Source organism: Pseudomonas libanensis (assembly GCF_001439685.1).
Classification (GTDB): Bacteria; Pseudomonadota; Gammaproteobacteria; order Pseudomonadales; family Pseudomonadaceae; genus Aquipseudomonas; species Aquipseudomonas libanensis.
In genome coordinates, this window is record NZ_JYLH01000002.1 from 143302 (window position 1) to 165123 (window position 21822).

Genomic DNA, 21822 nt, shown 5'->3' on the forward strand with positions numbered 1-21822 from the left:
TAGGGCTGTTGTTATGGCAGGCGATCAAGGATCAAAGCGTTACAGGATCAATACGTAGGTCTTGCGCACGGTTTCCTGGATATCCCAGGTGCCGGTGCTGTTGGCCGGCAACATCAGTGCGTCGCCGGCTTGTATATGGAGGGTTTCACCGTTATCGGGGGTGAACGTGCAGCGGCCCTGGATGAAATGGCAAAACTCCTGGGACTTGATCTGCCGGCGCCAGCGCCCCGGCGTGCATTCCCAGATACCGGTCTCGACCCCATCATCGCGCTCCACGCTTAATGTCGAGGCCACGGCGATAGGCTCGCCCAGGGGCGCGGCGACTGGTGACGAGTCCGGCAGACGGGTGTTCAGTGCGTCTTTGAATTGGGTGATGCTCATGGGGGGTTTTCCGTGTGAGTGGAACGACTTAGTGCATGAAGCCTTCCATGAAACCGGCGACGCCGGTCGCCAATCTGCGGCGCCAGGGCGCGGTATTGGGGTTGGCCAATACCTGGTCTTCATGGACAAAACTGCGGATGATCGCGTTATAGCCCAGCCATCGGCATGGTTCGGGCTCCCAGGCCTTGAGGGCCTCCAGGCCGCGTTCACGAATCACCCAGGGTTGACGGGTCAGGGCCGTGTCCAGGCCCAGGATCAGATCGGCCAGGGTGCGGCCGCCAAGGTTGGTGGCGCCTACGCCCTCCCCGCCATACCCGCCGGAAAGCGCAACGCCGGTTTTATGGTCGCAGAGCATGTGCGGGCGGAAATTGCGCGACATGCCAAGGTTGCCGCCCCAGGAATGGCTAATCCTGACCTTCTTCAACTGGGGGAAGAGTTCGCCAAACAGGTAGCGGCGCAGCTGCACTTCGCTGTCGGTGAGATCAAAGTTGTGGCGCAACTTACCGGCAAATTGATAGCCGCCTCGGGCGCCGAACACCAGGCGATTGTCGGCCGTGCGCTGGCCGTAGGTGACTTGTCGGCTGCTCTCGCCAAATGCCTGGCCACGGCTGAGGCCGATGTCATCCCAAGTGCTGGCCGGCAACGGCTCGGTGGCGACGATCAGGCTCTGTACCGGCAACTGGTAACGCCCCAGGAGCGGCAAGGTATTAGCGTAACCCTCCACTGCCGGCACTACCCAGGCGGCACGCACACTGGCCTTGGCCGTGCGCAGGCTGCCGGATTGCCAATGGGTCACCGGGCTGTTCTCGTAGATGCTCACACCCAGGTTTTCAACGGCCCGCGCCAGGCCACGCACCAGCTTGGCCGGGTTGATAGTCGCGACATGGGGGGCATAGATCCCGCCATAGGGCTTGGCGATACGGACCTGCTCGGCCAACTGCTGCGGGCTGAGCCAGCGGTAATCATCTTCGGTAAGGCCCTGGGCATACAGCTTGTCCAGGTACCGGCGCAGGCTGCCCTCCTGCTCGGGGTAGCGTGCGGCGCAATACAGCGCGCCACCTTTGCGGTAATCGCAGTCGATTCCTTCGCGGGCCAGCACCTGCGCCACTTCATCAGGGATGCCGTGCAGCAGGTCGAACGAGGCTCGCCGTTGTTGCGGGGCAAGGCCGGCCAGCAGGCGGTCCTCCCCCAGCAGATTGCCCATCAGCCAGCCACCGTTGCGCCCGGATGCGCCAAAGCCGGCGGTCTGCGCCTCGATGATGGCGATTTTCAGCTCCGGAGCCTGGCGTTTGAGGTAATAGGCGGTCCACAGGCCGGTATAGCCGGCGCCGATGATCGCCACATTGACATCCAGGTCATGCTCCAGGGACGGCCGCGCCTCCAGCGGGTCGTCCAGTTGGTCCATCCATAGACTGATATTGCGCCATGCCGGCATGTCAGGTTCCCCTACCTCGTTTCGATAGGGTCGATCCTAGAGCGCGGCGTCAGGGACTGTCTTGCGCGCGTGCACGCAGGGAAATTTGTTTGACGTAAGCCTTGGGCGATTGGCCGGTGTGCTGGCGGAAAGCACTGTAGAACGCCGAAAGTGAATTGAACCCGGCGGCAAAAGCCAGCTCATCGACTTTGACAGGGGCAGTGGCACTGTCCAGCGCAGCCAGCAGATGCTGGAGCCGCGCCTGGTTAACGTAGCGGTAGAAGCTCTGCCCCAGCACCTGGTTGAGCAGGTAGGAGATCTGATTGCGGCTGTAGCCAACTTCCTTGGCGACCCGTTGCAGATCCAGGTCCGGATCCAGATAGGGTTGCCTGGATTCAAAGTACTGCTGCAGGTCGTTAGCCATATGCCCCAATTGCTGGGGCGACAAGCCCAGGCGACTGACCGTGGGACGCATGGACTGGGCAGGCTGCTCATGCACCAGGGATGCATATTCATTGACCCGCCAGATCAACCCGTCGCGCACGGTGATGGCTTCGCTGGTGCGGAACGACACCAGGCCCTGGCCGCCGCGCAAGGTGATGCGGTACTGGATAAACGCGGTGTCGCCATCGGCCCGGATACGGTCGGTATGCTCGATCGCCTCGTCTGCTTCACGGGGCATGCTGGCCTGCAGGTACTCACGCAGTTCGGCATAACCCACCACACGGTTCTGGAAGAAGTCGTGGTACTGGATCTCGGGGTGGTAGTAAGCCATTACGCCGTCCAGATCGCGATGGCGCCAGCACAGGTGATGGCGCAGCACCAACTCACGGGTGGCTCGGGTGTTGCGACAATCATCGTCTGGGGTCATGTCAGGCATAAAGGGCTCTGCAGCGGAAAAAATGCTTGAGGATGCCGAAGTTTACCCCGCCCCTTCAATGGTCAGATGGGCCTCCAGACTAATGGCCTTTTGCCTAATCTTGCGTAGGACATGATCCACGTCAAAATTAGCGAAAAGAACCGCCGAACGGGGCTAAAAAAGTCCACGTGTACTTGCGAACGAATGCTATTTTTAAGGTCTTCACTGTCATGACCAGCGAGGTCTTGACCCCTGCCGCGAGCTAAAGGAAGCGCTCAATGAACAAGGTGGGCAACATGAACAAAGTGACATTTCCCAACGCGTGCCAGTTGATGCGCTGGCATTTCCATCCGCTGGGCTTCGAGGGCAGCATGGACGCCCCCGGCAGCATGGTCGCCCGCCTGTTTGACCGGGCCAGCGGCGAGACAGTGATCGCCATCGCCGGCATCCCCTGTGCCACCGTGATGAACGCCGCAGATGTGGAGCGCATCATCGAGGCGGTGGAGGATGAGCTGGAGTGTTTTGTGCCGCCGTTGTCGTTGCGGGCCTGAATTCTATTTGTCAGCCCCCTCCCTCATTCAGCTGTGTATCAGCTGTGAGGTCAACGCTGGTCATCGAAGAAGGCTTTTCTGCCATCCACCCGCTCTGAGGCCCTGGGCACATTCACGCCCTGGCCTTCCGGCTTTTCCACATACCAATAGCAATGGCTGACCGCCCGGGTAATGCCAACATAGGCCAGGCGCAATATTTCTTCTTTCTGCGCAGTGTCATAAGGTTCGCTATCACCGTCCTTGCCCAGGCCCGCCATGCGGTAGACCTGATTCTTGTACGGCGAGCTGGTGAGATGTTGGCAGTCCCCCAGTAGAAATACCGCATCCGCCTGCAGGCCCTTGGCGCTGTGATAGGTCAGCTGTTTCAACCTGCGCTCGTGGGGCGGCAAGCTAGAATCCACATTAACTACAGCCTGAATATGCTCTTGAATCAGTAGCTTATCGCTGCTTCTTCGATACAGCATTAACACCGTCTCACCCCGCTGATAGTGCTCCAGCAATCGCCGGCCCAGCGCCGCATCGTCGCGTTCGAGCACCATCACAGGCACGAGTGCCTCGGGCGCGCCACTGGCCTTGGCCTTCTTGCCGGGAATTGCCGGTGCGCTGCGCACGACATGTTCGGCCGCATCGATGATGTGCTGGTGGCTGCGATAGTTCTCCGCCAGCATCACGCGGGTGGTACTTGGCGAGGCAAATTCGTTATTGAAGTGCATGAAGTACTTGGGCGAACTGCCACGCCAACCATAGATTGATTGCCAGTCATCCCCTACGCATAGCAAAGAAGAACGCTGTGCGCCGCGCCCCACATGCATCGCCGGCCCGCGACTGCGGATCTCCCTGAGGCTCGCGCGTATCCACGAGACAATCTGTGGCGAGACATCCTGGAATTCGTCGATCATCAAGTGCGACATAGGCCGCAGCAACGGATCGCTGAGCAACTTGAGGTTTTCCGGGGTGTTTTCACCGAACAGGGAGAACATCCGGTTGTAGGTCATGATCGGCGGCGATTGATCCAGCAGGTGATCTTCCAGGGCCTTCCAGAAAATACTCAGGGCCTCAAAGAACAACCGATCCGGATCGTCCTTGGCAAAGCGCATCTGGCCCACGGCCGTCGGTACGTCCAACCCGAGGTTCTCGATAAACCCGGCAGCCATCACAAAACTATCCAACAGCGGCATCGAGGCCAGTTCGCCTTTGACCTTGTAATCAAACCCAGGCCCGGCCGTCGCATCGCCGGCCAGGCTGCTGATCAAGCGCTTTGAAGCCTCATAGTTATCCAGCCATATCATAGGCTTACGACAGAAAGCTTGAAACAACGTGCGCTTGACCGCCCACTCTGCACGTACGGATAGCTTGGCGTTCGGTCGGCTGAGCTGGGCGTTTTCCCGCGCATCGAAACCCAGTACCACCCACGCATCCAGGGCCGGGATATAGCCGTGACAATGAAATTGCGCACCGTTGATTTCAAAGGTCTGGCGGCTGGGCTCTATACCCTTTATCGGCCACGCCCCGGCGCGAAACCACAGGTCTTCGATCACATCGCAAAGTTCGTCATCACGTTTGGCCGCCAGTTCTGTCACCGCGATGCGTTTTTGCACGTCCGGATGATCGCGCTCCAGCTCCTTGAGTTGCAGGCCTTGGCGGGCCAGCGGCGCAATCAGCTCGCGAAAGCGCTGGTGGCGGCCATACAGGCGGTGATAGCAGGCATTCATCTGCTGACGCTGGGCGTCGCCGATGCGCAGGTCGAAGGGGTTGCTGTCGGCGTCCGCAGAACCGTCGCTGAGGTTTTCAAAGGCCTGCAGACGCTCGAAGCCCGGCAGGCTGCGCACCATTGGCAGGATGCGCGAGTGGAAGGTACGCACTACAGCCTGGGCTTCCTTCATGCCAAGGGGTTGGCCCCACAAGCTGAGAGTTTCCATGAGTTTGTGAATGAAATCTTTACGCGACTCGCGAGTAAAGGTCACCACCGTCATCGAGCTCAGCTCAAAGCCCAGGTAATGGGTCAGCAGCAGGATGCGCAGCACCAAGGATGTGGATTTACCCGCGCCGGCCCCGGCGATCACCGAAGTCGAGGGCGTATCGCTGAAGATCATCTTCCACTGCGCGGCACTTGGCTGCGCATGGGCCGGCAGCCGCCCCGCCACATCCGCCTTCATGCGTTTCTTCACATCCGCCGTGAGCGGCAGCCGCCAATCGTCGAACAGGCAGTCATCCACCCCCGGCGCAGGGTGTTCGTCGGGACGGAAGTCGCGGATCAACAGGACCTGTCGGCCCTCCTCAATGCCATCGGCCTTGCCCTCGCGATAACCATATTCCACACCCGCCTCGTGCCCGCTGCGAAAGCCATCGGCTTGGCCATGCAACCAGGAGAACCGGTGCTGCGCGCGCAACCGAGTGAGGCCGTGGCCGAACAGGCGAGCGGCCAGTCGTTTCAATAGCGGCATTTCGGTCAAGGGGCGCAGTTCGGGGGGCAGATCAGGCTTGTGTTGCGGCACGCGGACTCCTGCGATGAGATTGGCTGTGATGAGGGCGTCATGGTCGCCGGAATCGGCGCTCAGTTCCAGCCAATTGCTTTGCTGTCATGCAGTTAGGCGATGAAGTGAAAGTTGTTACAGACAACATCCATCGAATAACCGGATAGGAATCAGGCATTTTTTACGCTTTTTTTCGATGATCCGCTGCTGGATGATTGGCCCATCAACAGGAGACGATCATGCTTGAACTTCGACCTTTCAACACCCTGGGCGGTGCCCATCACGGCTGGCTTGACGCCCATCATCACTTTTCCTTCGCCGAATACCACGACCCCGAGCGCATGCATTGGGGCAACCTGCGGGTTTGGAACGACGACATCATCGCCCCGGGCAGCGGTTTCCCCCAGCACCCGCACCGCGACATGGAAATCATCACCTATGTGCGTGAAGGGGCGATCAGTCATGCCGATAACCTGGGCAACAAAGGCCGCACCGAGGCGGGTGATGTGCAGGTGATGAGTGCGGGCACCGGGATCGCCCATAGCGAATACAACCTGGAGGCTGCACCGACCAAGATCTTCCAGATCTGGATTATCCCGAATCAGGCTGGGCTGCCGCCGTCCTGGGGCGCCAAACCGTTTCCACAAGGTAACCGTGAGGGATTTGTGACGCTTGCCAGTGGTAAGGCCGGCGACAGTGAAAGCCTGCGCATTCGTGCCGATGCACGCTTGGTGGCGGCAAACCTGAAAGCCGGGGAAAGCGCTGAGTACCGACTGGACAGCGGCCGCCGGGCGTACCTGGTGCCGGCTACAGGCGTGATTGACGTCAATGGTTTACGGGCACAGGCGCGAGATGGCATGGCGGTTGAGGATGAGCAGGTATTGCGGGTGACGGCGATCGAGGACAGCGAGATCGTATTGGTCGACCTGGCCTGAGCTTGAACCCTGCTGGTATCTGAAATGTGCGAGGGGCTTGTCCTAATGCCAGTCAGTTAAGCCCACATCGGCGTCTGTAGGAGCGAGCTTGCTCGCTCCTACAAAAAGCCTTAATTGACCGGCATTTAGCCTTGCCCCCCCACACATTGGGTTAGGCGTTACTACTCGGCGATCGCCCCGTCCACAAGCACCTGCGCCTCTTCCACCAACCGCTTGAGGTGATCTTCACCGACAAAGCTCTCGGCATAGATCTTGTAGATATCCTCGGTGCCCGATGGCCGTGCGGCAAACCAACCGTTTTCGGTCATGACCTTCAAGCCGCCAATTGCCTGGTTATTGCCCGGCGCCTGGCTGAGAATCTGCTGGATGCTCTCCCCGGCCAATTGCGTGGACGTCACTTGCTCCGGCGAGAGCTTGCCCAGCAGGGCTTTCTGCGCCGGGGTCGCCTTGGCATCGACGCGAATGGCAAACGGCTCGCCCAGCGCGTCGGTCAGGCCGCGGTAGATCTGGCTCGGGTCCTGGCCTTTGCGCGAGGTCATTTCCGCCGCCAGCAAAGCCGGGATCAAGCCGTCCTTGTCAGTACTCCATACCGTGCCGTCCTTGCGCAGGAACGAGGCACCGGCGCTTTCTTCACCACCAAAGCCCAACGAACCTTCGAACAAGCCGTCGGCGAACCATTTGAAGCCCACCGGCACTTCGTACAAACGGCGACCGATACGCGCAGCGACGCGATCAATCAAGCCGCTGCTGACCACGGTCTTGCCCACGGCAGCATCAGCGCGCCAGTCAGGGCGGTTCTGGAACAGGTAATCAATGGACACCGCCAGGTAGTTGTTCGGCGCCAACAGGCCGCCGGACGGGGTGACGATGCCGTGGCGGTCGTGGTCCGGGTCGCAGGCGAACGCGACGTCGAAACGCTCCTTGAGGCCGATCAGGCCCTGCATGGCGTAGCTGGACGACGGGTCCATGCGAATCTGGCCGTCCCAGTCGACGCTCATGAAGCGGAAAGTCGCATCGACTTCGGTGTTCACCACCTCCAGGTTCAGGCGGTAGTGCTCGGCAATCGCCGACCAGTAGCGCACCCCGGCCCCGCCCAATGGGTCCACGCCCAGGCGCAGGTCGGCGCTGCGGATCGCATCCATGTCGATCACGTTGACCAGGTCGGCCACATAGCTGTTGAGGTAGTCATGGCGATGGGTGGTGTCCGCCTTGAGCGCCTGGGCGTGGGTGATGCGCTTGACCCCGGCCAGCTTGTTGGCGAGCAGTTCATTGGCCTTGGCTTCGATCCACTTGGTGACGTGGGTATCGGCCGGGCCGCCATTAGGTGGGTTGTACTTGTAACCGCCACTCTGCGGCGGGTTGTGGGACGGTGTAATCACGATACCGTCCGCCAGGCCGCTGGTGCGGCCACGGTTGTAGCAGATGATCGCGTGGGAAATCGCCGGGGTCGGCGTGTACTCGTCGCCTTCGGCCAGCATGACGTGTACGCCATTGGCGGCCAATACTTCCAGGGCACTGGCACCGGCAGGTGTAGACAGCGCATGGGTGTCCAGGCCGACGAACAACGGCCCGTTGATGCCTTGGGCTTCGCGGTACAGGCAGATGGCCTGGCTGATCGCGAGTACATGCCATTCGTTGAAGCTCAGCTCGAATGAGCTGCCCCGGTGCCCGGAGGTGCCAAAGGCCACGCGCTGGGTAGAGATTGCTGCATCAGGCTGGCCGGTGTAATAGGCCGTGACCAGTCGCGGGATATCCACCAGCAACTGGGCCGGCGCCGGTTTGCCCGCAAAAGGACTGATAGTCATGCATAAACCTCGAAAAGAAGGATTCGGAAAAGTGTCAGTTTACTGGGACTTGGACTACTGCGCGACGGTATCGATCCTACAGCCTGAAGAGAAATTTCAAACTCTAGGCGGTCTGCGCCTCGAGCAACGCCTGAGCCAGCGCATCCAAGGTGACATCCAGGTTGGGCTGGCCCGCGAACGTATGGCTCAAGCGCATATGCTGATGGTGCAAGCCGCTGAGGCTGAATAACTCGCCCGGCGCTATCACGACCTGTTGCATGAGCATCCGCTGAAAGATCAGGCGCATATCCACGGGCGCCACCGACTCCAACCAGAAACTCGCCCCGGCGATGGGCACCCGGTAGCTCACGCGCCCATGCAGGCGTGCGTCCAGCCGCTGGCTCATGGCTTGCGCTTGCTCCTGTAGAAGTTGACGCAATGACCGCAGGTGCTGATCAAAGCGCCCGCTCTGATAAAGCTGGGCAATGGCCCGCTGACGGATTGACGACAAACGAAATGAGCGCAGTAAAAACTGGCGCTGCAATTCACTGCTCATTTGATGCGACAGTAAATAGCCAAAGGGCGCTTCCGGACCCAACACCTTCTCGAACGACGAGAACACCATCAGCCGCTCCGGGTTGACCAAGTGACGCAGGGCGGCCTGGGATGGCGTGTAGCTCAGCTCACCAAAGGTGTCGTTCTCCAGTAGCCAGCACCCGTGTTGGTCAAGCAAATGCGCAATCTGCAGTCGCTCCGGAACCGATAACGCCGTACCTGATGGCATACTCACCACCGATGACAGCAGCACCAGGTGCACGGGTTCGTGACGCAACAGGTGCTCGAACATCGCCAGGTCGAAGCGGCCATCGGCAAGCCAGGGCAATTCGATCACCCGTACACCAGCAGCCTGCAACAGGCGCAAGATCCGATAATCACAGGGTGATTCGGTCACCAACACGGTGCCCTTGAGACCCAGGGCGTCAATCAGTATCTCCAGCACACCCTGTAGATCAGCCCCGATATAAACCTCGTCGGCCTGCCAGCAGCGGGTAGGCGACGAGGTATAACGTGCCGCCAACGCTGCGCGCAGCTCCCACACCCCACAAGGTTGCGACCAGGGTTGCAGTTGGTGCGGGTAGCGGCGCACCAATTTGCGCTCCAGCGTCAGCAAGTCACCATCCAGCGAGCCCAGCAGCGCCGGCTCATCCCCACTGAGCACGACCATGGCCGGCCGCCGCGCCGCCGCGTAGAGCCTTTCGAGCAGGTCAGCGCCCGCCATCAGCTGTGGGTTGGCGGCTACCGGCCAGGCGAAGTATCCGGACTTGGCCACCGAGTACACCCGCCCTTCCTTCTCCAGCAGCGAGTAGGCGTATTGGATCGTCGAGATCGACACGTTCAAGCGCGTCGACAGCTGTCGCAAGGATGGCAACTTGACCGGTGTTTCCAGACTGACTTCGTTGATCAGGTTGATCATGTAGCGGTAGACCGCCTGATAGGCAAAGTCTACCTGCCGCTCTCCCCGAAGGTTCATGGCCGCTCACCGGCCCGTACAGACGAATACACGCTAACGCCCCGATAACCGTGCAGTCGGTGCTTCGGACTGCGTGAATCGCGGCTTGCATGCCAGGATGCCACGCTCGGCCTGCAGCGGGCGCTTGCGGTACACATGCTGCAATATCGGCAGCGGCAACCCGCTGGTATCCACCAGCCACTGTTGCAGCATGTCTGCAGCGGGCTTGCCTTGGAGCGCCTTGTGCAGTTCGGGTAGCGCCACCAGCATGCCGGGATGGCATTGACGCAAGAAGCCCTCCAGCCGCTCGCCGTGCTCAATGAAGGGTGCGAACAGCAGGCAGGTCAACTGCCCCTCGTCCAAGCCGAAGAATTCTTGGGCGTAGGTGGTGGAAAGGATGCGCCCATCCTCGCCTGACGCCTCGGCGATCAATGCGTTTGGGATTTTCCTATGGCGCATGTAGTCCATCGCCTGGCGAATAAAACTCTCGACGCCATGCTCATAGGAAAGCTCACGCAGGCACTGGGCCTGCAAGCCGTGCAAGTGTGCCATGAGTAATGGATTGGGGGCGGCAGGATGGCTGAAGTGAAAAACAAACGGGTCCGGCTTGTGCGCCAGGAAGTCAGTCAGCAATGTTGATCGGGGTACATCCACATCATCGAGCAAGTCGGCAATGCCGATATAGGCCAGATGACGGTACCCGCGCCGGCCCAGCTCCTCTGAACCCACATAATGCTCCCCATAGAGGTCACGGTAGCAAGCGATACTCCACTCCTCCATGCGTGCAAACAGCCGGTTGAGCGACATCGGTTTGCCAGGCGCGAAATCAAGGCCGGTTGCCAGCGCAGTTTTTTTCAGCCACGCCAGGTATTGGCTTTGCTTGCGTGGCGAGTCACCGCTGACCATGGCATGCACACCGCCGTTCCAAGTGGCGACGCATTGGTAGAACTCACCGAAGGCCAGGTAGGTGTCGTTGCACAGCGTGGCGCGGATATCGCCGGACGTCAGGTGGCCCAGCAGCAGCATATTGCGCTGACTGACCTCACGCCCGACGCTGGATGCCGGGCGTTGCGCATTGAAAGGCTGGACGTCCCGGTTCTCGACCATCAACAGCTCCACACGCGGGTCGTCATGAAAAAACAGCGCGCTGTAGCCTTGGTTCAAGTTGTCGAGGGTGGCCTGGGTCATGCCGGCATAGCGCAGGGTAGCAACCCGCAGGTGAAACGTCTTGGGCGCGCGGCCCGCGATGGTCAGTTGCGCGGCTCGCAACATTGCCAGCGTGTAACTGCTGACCTCGCCGCCGCCGTGGGTGATCAGCACTTTGTAGTGCCCCACGTGCTCCATGCCGCCGGCTGCCACCACAATTCGCTGGACCAACAATTGAAGTACAGTCCGCTCGGCCTGCGTGAGATGCCCGATCATACGCTGCAGAACTTGTTGGTAAACATAGTTCATGGCTTGCTCATGAATTGCGCTCATTATTCTACTACCTGAGTTGAAGTGTCAGTTTCAAGCAACTATCAATATGAATTGCTCGACCCATTACGACTGTAGGTGTGTCGGGTGCCACACGGCGCAAAGACAGTTAAACATTAGCACCTTGCAATAAAAGCACCGGCAACCCCCATGCCTTCCCACTGTGGCTCAACCTCGGGAAAATCGCGCTCCAGCTTGACATAGACGCGCTGGGTTACCGGTCCTAGGAATACTCCGACAACTTCCTACACTGCTTTAACTAAAAAACCAGGGACACATCTGACGAGTATTAATCACCCATTTCAATCTGCTCCTTGCAACACAACCGGGCGCTTTCAGTACACTTTCAGGCTGCACAGAGACGCCTTCCTTAGTTCCTGAAGTACGCGGCGGGAATATCAGGCAATCAATCATTGCTCAATCCTTGAGATGACAGGGTAGGCACAATTATCGGTGCTCAAGTAATGATTAACAGATACAGACTATCGCCGAAAACCCGTTCAGATTCGCCAGGCCCCAAACATTAATGGCGCCCACACGACAGCGCCGCACTGGGTTTCAGGGCGGCGTAAGGGGAAAAAGGTATTGTTTGCGGGGCGGAGTCCCCTTGGCCAGGCTCAACCCCGGGGTGGGTTAAGCCCTGTCAAATGGCGCATTTGCCTCATCGGCTCAGACGCCAGCGTATTCATTTGCGAATACTCCTACAGCTCAAACAGCTTCAACCTGCAAGGCGACACGCTCGCGGCATGGGCATTCGTCCATATAGCGGTGGGCTTCAACGAACTGATCGAACGCAAATACCGTGGTTTTGAGTGGGACAAGCACACGGTCGGCCGTCAACTGGTTGATGTCACGCAAGGCACGCTGCAGTGCCACCTGATCCTGGACGATGCCCAGCTCCGGCTTGCCGGTGAAGTTGCCGATACAGTGCACGAAGAACTGAATATTCTTCTGGAACGCGGCACAGGCCGGGAATGGCGTCTGGTTGCCACCTTGCAACCCATACAACACCAGGCTGCCACGGGGCGCCAGGACGTCACCCAGCAACGACATCTGCGGGCCACCCAGGCCATCGAACACGACGTCGACGCCACGGTTGTCAGTGAACTTGTTGATCTGCATCAGCAGGTCTTGTTCTTCGGTGACAATGACCTTTTCCGCCCCGAGGGAAAGCAGGTATTCGCGTTCGGCGCTGTTTTTCGTCGCGGCAATCACCCGCACGCCCAGGGCCTTGCCCAGTTGCACAAACGAAGGGCCGGAACAGTGGCTGGCATCGGTCACCAGGGCAAACTGCCCGGGCTTGACCCGCGCCAGGTCCATATAGGCGAAATACGCAATCAGCAACGGCGTGTAGTGCACGCTGGCTTCAATCGGGCTCAAGACATCCGGGTAACGGGTCAGGGCAGAACGCGGCAAGATGATCTGCTCGCCATACACCGGGTAATCGTTGGGGCTTTCGGCCGGAAAACTGGCCACCTTGTCGCCCACAGCCAAGTCATCCACGCCGTCACCCAGGGCGACAACCACACCCGCCATTTCATGCCCCAGACCCGAAGGCAGGCGAGCGTGGGAAGACGCCAGGTTCTGGCGCCATAGAATGTCGTACCAGCTGATGCCAATCGCCTCGACACGCACCTGCACTTCGCCCGGTGCGGGCTGCGCGGCTGCATGCTCTTCGCATTTGAGCACCTCGGCCGGACCAAACTTGTGAAAACGGATCGTGCGGGACATCGCAAACCTCGTCAAAGTAACCTCTAATGCCATGAACTTTATCTGGGCTTTCCAGGTAAGGCCACCGGTCGCCATTAATAGTCGACATGCCTGTCATTGATTTCGCGAAGGAGGAGCAGACCTCAACTATCGTAGGAAAAATCAATTAGCCGGTGCAGAGTACCAGCCTTTCCCCGTAAGATTCATGCCGGTCATGCTGCTGAATCGTGCTATATGGCCGCTCACGTCAAGTCTACAGACTCTTCCAGGACACAAGATGAACCGTAACGACCTGCGTCGTGTCGACCTTAACCTCTTGATCGTATTCGAAACCTTGATGCATGAGCGCAGTGTGACCCGTGCCGCCGAGAAATTGTTCCTCGGCCAGCCGGCCATCAGCGCGGCCCTGTCGCGCCTGCGTGGGCTGTTCGATGACCCGCTGTTTGTGCGCACCGGACGCAGCATGGAACCCTCGGCCCGCGCGGTGGAAATCTTCGCCCTGCTCTCCCCGGCCCTGGACTCGATTTCCACCGCCGTCAGCCGCGCTGCCGAATTCGACCCCGCCACCAGCACTGCGGTGTTTCGTATCGGCCTCTCCGACGACGTGGAATTCGCCCTGCTGCCGCAACTGCTCAAGCGCCTGCGCGCCGAAGCCCCAGGCATCGTGCTGGTGGTGCGCCGCGTCAACTACATCCTGATGCCCGGCTTGCTCGCCTCGGGTGAAATCTCCATCGGCGTCAGCTACACCGCCGACCTGCCGGCCAACGCCAAGCGCAAGGTACTGCGCCGCAGCCTGCCGAAGCTGCTGCGTGCCGACAGCGTGCCCGGCTCGTTGAGCCTGGACGACTTTTGCTCACGCCCCCACGCCCTGGTGTCCTTCGCCGGCGACCTGAGCGGCTTTATTGATGAAGAGCTGGAGAAACTCGGCCGCAAGCGCCACGTGGTGTTGGCCGTCCCGCAGTTCAATGGGTTGGGCACGTTGCTGGCGGGTACGGACATTCTGGCCACCGTGCCGGACTACGCCGCCGAGGCGCTGACGTCGGCAGGTGGTCTACGTGCGGAAGACCCGCCGCTGCCGGTGCGCTCGTTTGAGTTGCACATGGCCTGGCGTGGGTCGCAGGACAATGACCCGGGTGAGCGGTGGTTGAGGTCGCGGATTCAGATGTTTTTTGGCGACCCTGAGAGTCTTTAGGCGTCGTCGGGCAGGCTGTTCATCTGATCATTTCTGCCTTTCAACAAACCATGGAGTTCCATTCACTTCCAGTGGATTGCTACATTGGGGGCACATCTGAGAGCATACTTTGGATGGGTTGAAAAGGATGCCCCCAGCCTGAGGCCAAGCAGGTTATAGATGAAGATGGGTGGACTGAGGGAGATATGAACCCTCGACCCTACCTCGTATCAATGACCGAGCCGTAGTGAGCGCACCACCCACCACGCTGGACAAATGCGTGCAAATGTAAAAAATTATGATGGCATAATGCCTCGGCAACCGGCAAAATCCACACGTTCCCAATGGATTTGAAGGACCGGTTCCGATGACATGGCCAGTCACGCTGAAACTCGACAGCGCAGCCTACCCGCTCAGCGTGGTGCAACGCGCCGCTTATTCCCTGGCCGACACTGTGACGATCCAGGTCGGTATTGAAGCCAATCAGATAAGCCTCACGGCCCACCCCGCTGAAGCAAGGCTAACGCTTTCCCCGGAGCAGGCTCACTCGCTGATCCTTCAGCATCTGAACGACTTCGCCCTACGCGACCATATCAACCGCGAAACAGTAGGGTTGCGCGAAGTCCTGGCCCGAGCCGCGCTCGCTGGATGTGGGATTTCCCAGTGACACTGATTGCGACAGACGCCAAGCACTACCGCTTGCTGCCTTTTCGATTCATGCGCATGAACACGGGACATGACCGTGACATCCTGCTCACCTCCGATACCGGTGAGTACATGCACGTGAACGACGCGCAATTACGAGCCCTCAGTTACTTCGACGTTCAAGCAAGTACGCCTTTTTACAAGGACCTGCTGGCCCGCCACTTCATCTACGAACCAGGCCGCCACGACCCGTTCCCGGAAATGGCCGCGCAGTATCGCAGCCGCAAGGACTTCCTCTTCCAGGGCCCTGCACTGCACTTGTTCGTGGTTACATTGCGCTGCAACCACACCTGCCAGTACTGCCAGGTGTCGCGGGCCCCTCTGGGAGGATCCGGCCACGACCTGTCGGAAGCGGATGCACAGGCGGCGGTCGATCGCCTGTTCGAATCGAACGCTCCCGCCCTGACTGTGGAGTTTCAGGGTGGCGAGCCGCTTCTGGCCTTCGAGCGCGTCCGCCAGATTGTCGAATGGGTCGTTGAACGGAACGTGGTCGAACAACGGGATATCCAGTTCGTCATTACCACCACGCTGCACCACCTGACGGAGGAAATACTCGACTTCGCAGAACTAAATCGCATCCAGTTTTCGACCTCGCTCGATGGGCCGGCGCCCTTGCACAATGCCAACCGCCCTACCCCGTCACGAGACTCCTACGAACGCACTGTAAAAGGCATCCAGTGGGTCCGTGAGCGCCTTGGCCATGATGCAGTTTCCGCGCTGACCACGCTGACTTCAAGAAGCCTCGAACAACCTGAAGCGATCATCGATGAGTATGTAAGCCAGGGCTTCTCCAGCATCTCGCTTCGGCCTCTGAGCCCTTATGGGTTTGCCACCAAGAGTGCCCATCGACTTGATTACCCTATTGAGCGATATCTGGCCTTCTACAAGAAGGCACTGACCTATTTGCTGCGTATCAACCAACAGGGCGTATACCTCTCAGAGAGTTATACGAGCCTGTTGCTGAAGAATATCCTGACACCCTTCTCCTCCGGCTATGTAGACCTGCGCTCCCCTGCTGGCGCAGGCACTGCGGCGCTGGTTTACAACTATGACGGTTACGTCTATCCCTCGGACGAAGCCCGAATGTTGCTGGAGATGGGTGAAGACGGCTTGAGGCTCGGCACCGTGCAGCAACCCTTGTCTGAATTACTCGCATCGCCCGTTATGAATGCGTTGCTCGCCAGTGGTGTAGCAGAGGCGCTGCCGGGCTGCTCCGACTGCGCACTTGTCCCTTACTGTGGTGCTGACCCCGTCGAACACTATGCCCGCCAAGCTGACCCGATCGGACACCGAGTGTTCAGCAGCTTCTGCAAGAAGAACATGGGGCTGCTGAAGCATCTTTTCGGCCTGCTTGGCGATGGCGACGACAACGTGCAGAGGGTACTGCTGTCTTGGTTGAACAGGCGCTCTTACAACGATGTCCGGTTTCCGGGTTATAGGGGCTGATGGCGATGCTTCGCAAAGAGACCCACTTCGAAATTCATCACCTGAATGAGCCGAAACTGCTCAAGGTCATCACTCTGGATGAGTTCATCGAACAAGGCCTGGCTGTTTGTGCGGGAAGCGCTGAATTCGGTGACCTGCTGCTTTGGCTACCAAATGAAGAACGGCTACGGAGCCCGCGTCTGCTCTCACTACCAGTAGGTGGATTCCTGATCCCGGAGCCATTGATCGGCGACTTCGACAGCGCGCGGCCACACCTGCACACCCCCAAAGATGCGGATGTCGTGCAGCCCGGCGATGTCATTGCCATCACACCAGGCAACGCGTTGGTGCGAGTGCTCTATCGACGAGGCTCAGACAGCAACCTGCTGTTCATGACCGATCGTTGCAACAGCCTCTGTCTGATGTGCTCGCAGCCGCCCAAAGATATCGATGACCGTTGGCACATCGAGGAGAACCTACGGCTGATCGACCTGATGGACCCGGGCGAGGAAAATCTGGGAATCAGCGGCGGAGAACCCACGCTTTATCGCGATGGCCTGCTCGAAATCCTAGCCAAGTGCAAAGCCGTTTTGCCGCAGAAATCCATTCATGTGCTCAGCAACGGGCGTCTGTTCCAAGACCCGAGCTGGATCGCAGCGCTCTCTTACATCAGCCACCCTCAGTTGAGCTGGGGCATCCCGCTGTATGCCGACAATGCCGAAGACCATGACCATGTGGTGCAAGCTCCAGGCGCGTTCAGCGAAACCCTGCAAGGTCTTTACAACCTGGCACGCGCCAACCAGATCATCGAGATACGCGTGGTGCTCAATCGCCTGACCACGCCACGCTTGCCCGAGCTCGCCCACTACGTGTTCAGGAACCTACCCTTCGTGCGGCATGTTGCGCTGATGGGTATCGAAAGTACCGGCCTGGCCAGAAAGAACTACGAAGAACTGTGGATTGACCCGCTGGACTATCAGGAGTCGTTGAGCCAGGCCGTGTATTTCCTGTTCAACCGCGGAGTGCCGGTTTCGATCTATAACTTGCCCCTGTGCCTGATCCCGGCCCACCTCTCGCGTTTCGCCCGTCAGAGCATCTCGGACTGGAAGAACCTGTTCATCGATACCTGCCAGCAATGCGCTGCCGTCAAACATTGCTCTGGCTTCTTCAAATCCCACACCGACCGCTGGCAGAGCCGCGGCGTACGACTACTATCGACCGAGGCCTTTAGCGCCTATGCAAGGAGTGCACAGTGAAATTGCTCGACCGCTGGAAAGTCCTGATCAGTGGGATCAGCTTGCTGCCAATGGCAGGTACCACCCTGGTACAGGCGGGCCATCTGTCGCTCGCCGATGCGAACTGGCAACCCAACGACAAGCTACAGCCCCCGGTATTTGCCGATACGCTCAATGCGCCAGACACCGTCAACATCTATGCGGCACATCGCTCGCACAGTTCACACCGGTCCCACAGTTCGCACAGTTCTCACTACAGCGGCTCGGGTGGCTATAGCGCACCTCGCTACTACAGCCCACCCGCTACCAGTACCCGAAGCTACAGCGCGCCGAGTGCTTCGAGCAGCACCCCGAGCAGCAACAGCCTTTATCAGTCGTCTGGCACTACCAGCGGGACAAGTTCGAGCACTTCAAAGAGCCGCGCGACCAATGAGCAGAAAAGCAACCTGGTCACCCGTGTGCAGACCGCGCTGATGGTGCGCCAGTATTACCAAGGCACCATTGATGGGGTGATGGGCAAGGCGACACGTGGTGCGTTGATGGCCTTTCAGATGGACAGTGGGCTGACTGTGAATGGCCGGATGGATACGCCATCGCTGAATGCGTTGGGGATCAAGATTCCATAAGTCGCTTCAGGTTAAAGCTAGTGTCCGTTCAGCAACGAAGGAATTATCCCATGCAGCACATCATTCAAGTCGACAACACTCTCTGGGCATTGATCAGCCGCCAGTAAGGCAAGGAACTGCAAACACCGTCGCGTAGAGCCCATTTCTGTATCACGACCGTTGATGCAAATCGCGTTGTGATTGAGACAGAATCGGAAGACTCGCAGTTGGCGCTGACTCGAGCAGCTTTCCAGCAAATGTTGAACTACCTTGCCGAAAACAATCATTTCGGCCAAGCGCAAGCGGCTGAAATCAGCTCCAACCATACGTACGAAAAAGCCGGCCCACTGTGCCAGGCGGGCTCGTTACCGCGCGGATGGCAAGCCGGGGCGTACCAACATCACCTACATTCTGCCGATTCTGGAGCAGTGCCGAGCAGTAGGCATCCGGTCCATCACCCCAAACAGCACTTGGCTGCTACCCTGAGCCGAGTTATAGGCCCCCTTTTGAGGCCTAAATTTGGTCGACCTAAGATAACAGCCATAGTTGGTTAACAGGCTATGTAAACAGCCTGATTGAAGACCCAGCCATTGAGCGCAGTTGTGGATTAACCTCTGACCAAACAGACCAGCGGGCTATTGCAACACATCCCTCTGGTGGGCGGCACCTGCCAGCGTGTGGCAACGGCTGGATGCGGCCTTGAAGACACTGGGCAAACCTGAACTGCGCGAAGAGTTGGAACGGTACCTGGCGACTCCGGACTCTTCGCTGTTCGATGCCTTGGAAAACGGTGCCGCTGACTACCGCATTTATCAGTGGCGCAAAGGCCCGGTACAGGGCTTGGTCGAGCCGACGGCGGCGCACGGCCTGATCGAGCGCTCCAAGCGCCTGGATGCGGCATTTGCCGGCCAAGCGCCCGACCACGAACGCTGGTTCACGCTGGAGCAGCCGGACGCCGCACGCGGCTATCAGGTGTTCGCCCTGCCCTACTCTGGTGGCGGCGCTTCGGTGTATCGCCAATGGCAACTGCCTGGGCCTTGGAAGCTGTGCCCGGTGCAATTGCCAGGGCGCGAAAGCCGCATCGCCGAGCCCGGCATTCAGGATATGACGCAACTGGTGCGCCAGCTCGTCGACGCGATCCGGCCCTACACCGACAAACCCTGGGCACTGCTGGGTTGCAGCCTGGGATGCAAAGTCGCCTTCGAAGTGGCGCGGGCCTTGGTCAGCGAGGAGCGCCACGCGCAGTTGCTATTCCTGATGGCATGCCCGGCGCCGAGTTTGCCGATCCAGCGCAAAGTGTCGGACTACAGCGAGGAGGATTTCGCCCTCGAAGTCCGACACCTGGGCGGCACGCGACAGTGCCTTGTCGGAAGGCTACTGCGTAGCAGCCGATACGACCCTGGCGGTGCCGATGGTGATGATTGCCGCCAGCGATGATCACCTGGTCACGGTGGAAGCCGCGCGCCGCTGGAAACGGCACGCAGCAGCCGGTTTCGACTGGCGCCTGGTATACGGCGGGCACTTTTTCCTGCGTCAGCAACGCACGCAGCTATTGGGCTGGCTGTCAGAAGCCCTGCAACACCCGCCGCGCTGAATAAGCCCTTAATTACCTGGATCGAGATTAGCCATGCCGTTGGATATTCACCCTTTTATCGTTCACGACATCAGCCGCTTTCCACTCTGCATCGTGCGCAACGATGTGGTCGTACCGGGCTACGGTGCACAGTGGCAAGCCGAAATCGAGGCCGTCATGGCCCATGGCGTACCCTTTGTGTTGATCTACCTGGAACCTGGGGACGACGAAGCCCACGCCGACCGCAAGCTGCGCAGCCTGTGGTTGAAGACGCACAAGGAGGCCTTTGGCCATTTGTGTATCAGCTTGATCAGCGTGCTTGCCGATGAGGCGCGTCGTGCGCATTTCGATGCCATGGGCAAGATGGGCGAACAAGCCTTTGGCATTCGTTATGAAACCGCGGCGACGCAGGCCGAGGGCGAGGCGCTGGCACAACGGCGTATCGCCCAATACGGCGCTGCCTAGCTCAACGCGACCGGGTTCCGGCGACGGAACCCTCAATCGCCAAAGCGTTGAAAAATCCAAGGCAATTGCTCGGGTTGGTAGCCGTTGATCTTTTCTCCCACCGAGATAAGCGCATTGTTGACGCTGCGTGGGGTAGTGCCCATTCCAGGTAGTTTTTCCGCCGTTACTCGGCAGGCCTGCGCTTTGCTGAGTCCCTGGTCATGGTGAAGATCCCAGGCGAATAGCCCTCGAATCAACGGCGCAACGCTGGTGAGTGTCTTGAACAATTTATGCGCCTGTACAGGCTCGAATAAGTCGACAAAATCCGTGGCCGGCGACGGTTCGTCGAGCAAGCGTTGCAGTCTGACGTAATCGCCTTTTGCACTGGCATCCGCTAAACGCCGTGCACGAATCATTCCTCTGCCGGAATAAGCGGCGTTCACGATTTCCCTTCTGGATGGCGCTGGAGTTTCGGAGTCAAACACCACAATTACACTATCGGTGACCCGTTTGCCGTTGATGATCACTTCATCCACGTCAGTGGTGAAGCTCCTGACACTGCGATTGGAAACAGGGATGGGAGACTGCCCGGGGCGGTTATAGAACGTATGGACCTCAATCATCCGTGGCGGCTCATGGTCCTCGTCCATTCGGCTCTGCTTGCCATGGTATGAGAACTTTCCGGTGGTGATACCCATTTCCTCACGCCCGGCTGAAGAGTTGATGAATACCCACCAATCCCACATCAGCTCAAGTTCGTTTTCTACGGCCAGGTCGGCAAGTCGGAAGCCCCGCGTGAACTGCAACCTTGACCAAACTTCATCAATCTGGCTTTCGAAGCGATTCATCGTGTCCCGCAACAACTGAGCCTGGTGTTCGTCATCAGCCTCATCAGCCGGGTCGTACTGCCACTGAAACGCGTCCAAAAGGACCGCAGCCCCCCTTATGCCTTCGATGGGCTCATCCATCACTTGGCCGGGTGTATCGATGGCCTAGGCTATTTGATCATGCAATTGAACAAACATCAGGTGTGCATCCCCGGTTACCAAGCGCTCTTTGCGCTTAGCGAGCTCAATCCAGAACAGTTTGTCCCACTTGTCCTTTGTCTCGACTTCGTCATCCGTGTATTCGTCTGTTCGCATAAATCACACCATGCTGGGTGCTACCCAGGTTGGGATGGCCGATAAGCAGCAGAGTGAATAACCTGCAACCGGCTAGCTCACTCAGACTCCAAATCCGGGGTTTACAAGGGGCTTGCATACAGAAGGAGCGGCCCAAGCCACGCCTTCTCCTCCCACCATCAACATGACGCGAGTCAAATACAGAGGTCCCTATGTTTGGTTTTTTCTCAGGCATCCAGAAAGAAATAAATCGCGGCTTTTACGGCCAGCTTGCCCGGCGTGACCAAGACGCTTTCTTGCAACATCTCTATGACAAAGGCTACTCAGTCCCGGAGATCAGCAAAGAAATGGCGGTCACGGCACCCAACATTTACAACCGCATCACCGCGCATCGCGGGCGCGGCCCACAAACCAATTGAGCCTGCCTGGCCGACCAGGTGAAACCACGG

General features: G+C 59.0%; 20 protein-coding genes. 11 read left to right on the plus strand and 9 right to left on the minus strand.

Annotation, left to right across the window (positions count from 1 at the left end):
- Positions 1–39: 39 nt before the first annotated feature.
- From TU73_RS03325 to TU73_RS03335, 3 genes are read right to left on the minus strand one after another with little or no spacing between them, the layout of a single operon-like run.
- Complete coding sequence (locus tag TU73_RS03325; protein WP_057010969.1) at positions 40–381, minus strand: cupin domain-containing protein; 342 nt, start codon at positions 379–381, stop codon at positions 40–42.
- 28 nt (positions 382–409) lie between these two features.
- Entirely contained in the window at positions 410–1816 is a 1407-nt protein-coding gene (locus TU73_RS03330; RefSeq protein WP_057010970.1) for an NAD(P)/FAD-dependent oxidoreductase, read from the minus strand.
- 49 nt (positions 1817–1865) lie between these two features.
- A complete protein-coding gene (locus tag TU73_RS03335; protein WP_057010971.1) occupies positions 1866–2675 on the minus strand; it encodes an AraC family transcriptional regulator in 810 nt (269 codons plus the stop codon).
- A gap of 257 nt (positions 2676–2932) precedes the next feature.
- On the opposite strand from TU73_RS03335, the gene TU73_RS03340 reads away from it, so the two are divergent.
- The gene (locus TU73_RS03340; RefSeq protein ID WP_057010972.1) at positions 2933–3205 is read left to right on the plus strand and encodes a DUF1652 domain-containing protein; all 273 of its coding nucleotides are present in this window, start codon (positions 2933–2935) and stop codon (positions 3203–3205) included.
- A gap of 50 nt (positions 3206–3255) precedes the next feature.
- Here the strand turns inward: TU73_RS03340 and TU73_RS03345 are convergent, their stop codons facing one another.
- Positions 3256–5700 (minus strand): UvrD-helicase domain-containing protein, encoded by a 2445-nt coding sequence (locus TU73_RS03345; protein WP_057010973.1) that lies wholly within the window; start codon positions 5698–5700, stop codon positions 3256–3258.
- Between the two features lie 218 nt (positions 5701–5918).
- Here TU73_RS03345 and TU73_RS03350 point away from each other — a divergent pair, with 218 nt between their 5' ends.
- A complete protein-coding gene (locus TU73_RS03350; RefSeq protein WP_057010974.1) occupies positions 5919–6614 on the plus strand; it encodes a pirin family protein in 696 nt (231 codons plus the stop codon).
- A gap of 161 nt (positions 6615–6775) precedes the next feature.
- On the opposite strand, the gene pgm is transcribed toward TU73_RS03350, so the two are convergent.
- The 4 genes from pgm to TU73_RS03370 all read right to left on the minus strand — a co-directional run bounded on the left by pgm (position 6776) and on the right by TU73_RS03370 (position 13115).
- Positions 6776–8419: a phosphoglucomutase (alpha-D-glucose-1,6-bisphosphate-dependent) gene (pgm, locus tag TU73_RS03355; RefSeq protein WP_057010975.1), complete on the minus strand. Its 1644-nt coding sequence runs from the start codon at positions 8417–8419 to the stop codon at positions 6776–6778.
- Positions 8420–8522: 103 nt separating this feature from the next.
- Entirely contained in the window at positions 8523–9929 is a 1407-nt protein-coding gene (locus tag TU73_RS03360) for an aminotransferase-like domain-containing protein (RefSeq protein ID WP_057010976.1), read from the minus strand.
- Between the two features lie 33 nt (positions 9930–9962).
- Positions 9963–11387 (minus strand): hypothetical protein, encoded by a 1425-nt coding sequence (locus TU73_RS03365; protein WP_173668886.1) that lies wholly within the window; start codon positions 11385–11387, stop codon positions 9963–9965.
- A gap of 705 nt (positions 11388–12092) precedes the next feature.
- Positions 12093–13115: a zinc-dependent alcohol dehydrogenase family protein gene (locus tag TU73_RS03370; RefSeq protein WP_043049405.1), complete on the minus strand. Its 1023-nt coding sequence runs from the start codon at positions 13113–13115 to the stop codon at positions 12093–12095.
- 256 nt (positions 13116–13371) lie between these two features.
- Here TU73_RS03370 and TU73_RS03375 point away from each other — a divergent pair, with 256 nt between their 5' ends.
- The 8 genes from TU73_RS03375 to TU73_RS03410 all read left to right on the plus strand — a co-directional run bounded on the left by TU73_RS03375 (position 13372) and on the right by TU73_RS03410 (position 20273).
- Positions 13372–14286, plus strand: a complete 915-nt coding sequence (locus tag TU73_RS03375) for a LysR family transcriptional regulator (RefSeq protein ID WP_046068070.1) — start codon at positions 13372–13374, stop codon at positions 14284–14286.
- Positions 14287–14632: 346 nt separating this feature from the next.
- Positions 14633–14932 carry a His-Xaa-Ser system protein HxsD gene (gene hxsD / locus TU73_RS03380; protein ID WP_039612946.1) on the plus strand — a complete coding sequence of 100 codons (300 nt, stop codon included), beginning with the start codon at positions 14633–14635 and terminating at the stop codon, positions 14930–14932.
- Positions 14929–16416 carry a His-Xaa-Ser system radical SAM maturase HxsB gene (hxsB, locus tag TU73_RS03385; protein WP_057010978.1) on the plus strand — a complete coding sequence of 496 codons (1488 nt, stop codon included), beginning with the start codon at positions 14929–14931 and terminating at the stop codon, positions 16414–16416. The genes hxsD and hxsB overlap by 4 nt, the downstream gene beginning before the upstream one ends.
- A complete protein-coding gene (gene hxsC / locus TU73_RS03390) occupies positions 16416–17651 on the plus strand; it encodes a His-Xaa-Ser system radical SAM maturase HxsC (protein WP_057010979.1) in 1236 nt (411 codons plus the stop codon). The genes hxsB and hxsC overlap by 1 nt, the downstream gene beginning before the upstream one ends.
- Positions 17648–18256 (plus strand): His-Xaa-Ser repeat protein HxsA, encoded by a 609-nt coding sequence (gene hxsA, locus TU73_RS03395; protein ID WP_057010980.1) that lies wholly within the window; start codon positions 17648–17650, stop codon positions 18254–18256. The genes hxsC and hxsA overlap by 4 nt, the downstream gene beginning before the upstream one ends.
- A 678-nt stretch (positions 18257–18934) precedes the next feature.
- Entirely contained in the window at positions 18935–19672 is a 738-nt protein-coding gene (locus tag TU73_RS03400; protein ID WP_057010981.1) for a thioesterase II family protein, read from the plus strand.
- On the plus strand, positions 19653–19829 hold the full coding sequence (locus tag TU73_RS29215; RefSeq protein WP_197674128.1) for a hypothetical protein: 177 nt from the start codon (positions 19653–19655) through the stop codon (positions 19827–19829). Before TU73_RS03400 ends, TU73_RS29215 begins: the two co-directional genes overlap by 20 nt.
- A 33-nt stretch (positions 19830–19862) precedes the next feature.
- Positions 19863–20273: a hypothetical protein gene (locus TU73_RS03410; RefSeq protein WP_057010983.1), complete on the plus strand. Its 411-nt coding sequence runs from the start codon at positions 19863–19865 to the stop codon at positions 20271–20273.
- A gap of 32 nt (positions 20274–20305) precedes the next feature.
- Here the strand turns inward: TU73_RS03410 and TU73_RS03415 are convergent, their stop codons facing one another.
- Positions 20306–21220: a hypothetical protein gene (locus TU73_RS03415; protein WP_156421194.1), complete on the minus strand. Its 915-nt coding sequence runs from the start codon at positions 21218–21220 to the stop codon at positions 20306–20308.
- Between the two features lie 365 nt (positions 21221–21585).
- Between TU73_RS03415 and TU73_RS03420 the strand changes: the two genes are divergently transcribed.
- Entirely contained in the window at positions 21586–21792 is a 207-nt protein-coding gene (locus TU73_RS03420) for an RNA polymerase sigma factor sigma-70 region 4 domain-containing protein (protein WP_057010985.1), read from the plus strand.
- Positions 21793–21822 lie beyond the last annotated feature (30 nt).

Bases quoted from the DNA above. Each gene is read 5' to 3' on its own strand.
- TU73_RS03370 (WP_043049405.1), bottom strand. From the start codon at position 13,115: ATGTCCCGCACGATCCGTTTTCACAAGTTTGGTCCGGCCGAGGTGCTC.
- TU73_RS03335 (WP_057010971.1), bottom strand. From the start codon at position 2,675: ATGCCTGACATGACCCCAGACGATGATTGTCGCAACACCCGAGCCACC.
- TU73_RS29215 (WP_197674128.1), top strand. From the start codon at position 19,653: ATGATTGCCGCCAGCGATGATCACCTGGTCACGGTGGAAGCCGCGCGC.
- hxsC (WP_057010979.1), top strand. From the start codon at position 16,416: ATGGCGATGCTTCGCAAAGAGACCCACTTCGAAATTCATCACCTGAAT.
- TU73_RS03420 (WP_057010985.1), top strand. From the start codon at position 21,586: ATGTTTGGTTTTTTCTCAGGCATCCAGAAAGAAATAAATCGCGGCTTT.
- TU73_RS03410 (WP_057010983.1), top strand. From the start codon at position 19,863: ATGCCGTTGGATATTCACCCTTTTATCGTTCACGACATCAGCCGCTTT.
- TU73_RS03415 (WP_156421194.1), bottom strand. From the start codon at position 21,220: ATGGATGAGCCCATCGAAGGCATAAGGGGGGCTGCGGTCCTTTTGGAC.
- TU73_RS03365 (WP_173668886.1), bottom strand. From the start codon at position 11,387: ATGAGCGCAATTCATGAGCAAGCCATGAACTATGTTTACCAACAAGTT.
- TU73_RS03350 (WP_057010974.1), top strand. From the start codon at position 5,919: ATGCTTGAACTTCGACCTTTCAACACCCTGGGCGGTGCCCATCACGGC.
- TU73_RS03330 (WP_057010970.1), bottom strand. From the start codon at position 1,816: ATGCCGGCATGGCGCAATATCAGTCTATGGATGGACCAACTGGACGAC.
- hxsD (WP_039612946.1), top strand. From the start codon at position 14,633: ATGACATGGCCAGTCACGCTGAAACTCGACAGCGCAGCCTACCCGCTC.
- TU73_RS03340 (WP_057010972.1), top strand. From the start codon at position 2,933: ATGAACAAGGTGGGCAACATGAACAAAGTGACATTTCCCAACGCGTGC.
- TU73_RS03375 (WP_046068070.1), top strand. From the start codon at position 13,372: ATGAACCGTAACGACCTGCGTCGTGTCGACCTTAACCTCTTGATCGTA.
- TU73_RS03325 (WP_057010969.1), bottom strand. From the start codon at position 381: ATGAGCATCACCCAATTCAAAGACGCACTGAACACCCGTCTGCCGGAC.
- pgm (WP_057010975.1), bottom strand. From the start codon at position 8,419: ATGACTATCAGTCCTTTTGCGGGCAAACCGGCGCCGGCCCAGTTGCTG.
- TU73_RS03360 (WP_057010976.1), bottom strand. From the start codon at position 9,929: ATGAACCTTCGGGGAGAGCGGCAGGTAGACTTTGCCTATCAGGCGGTC.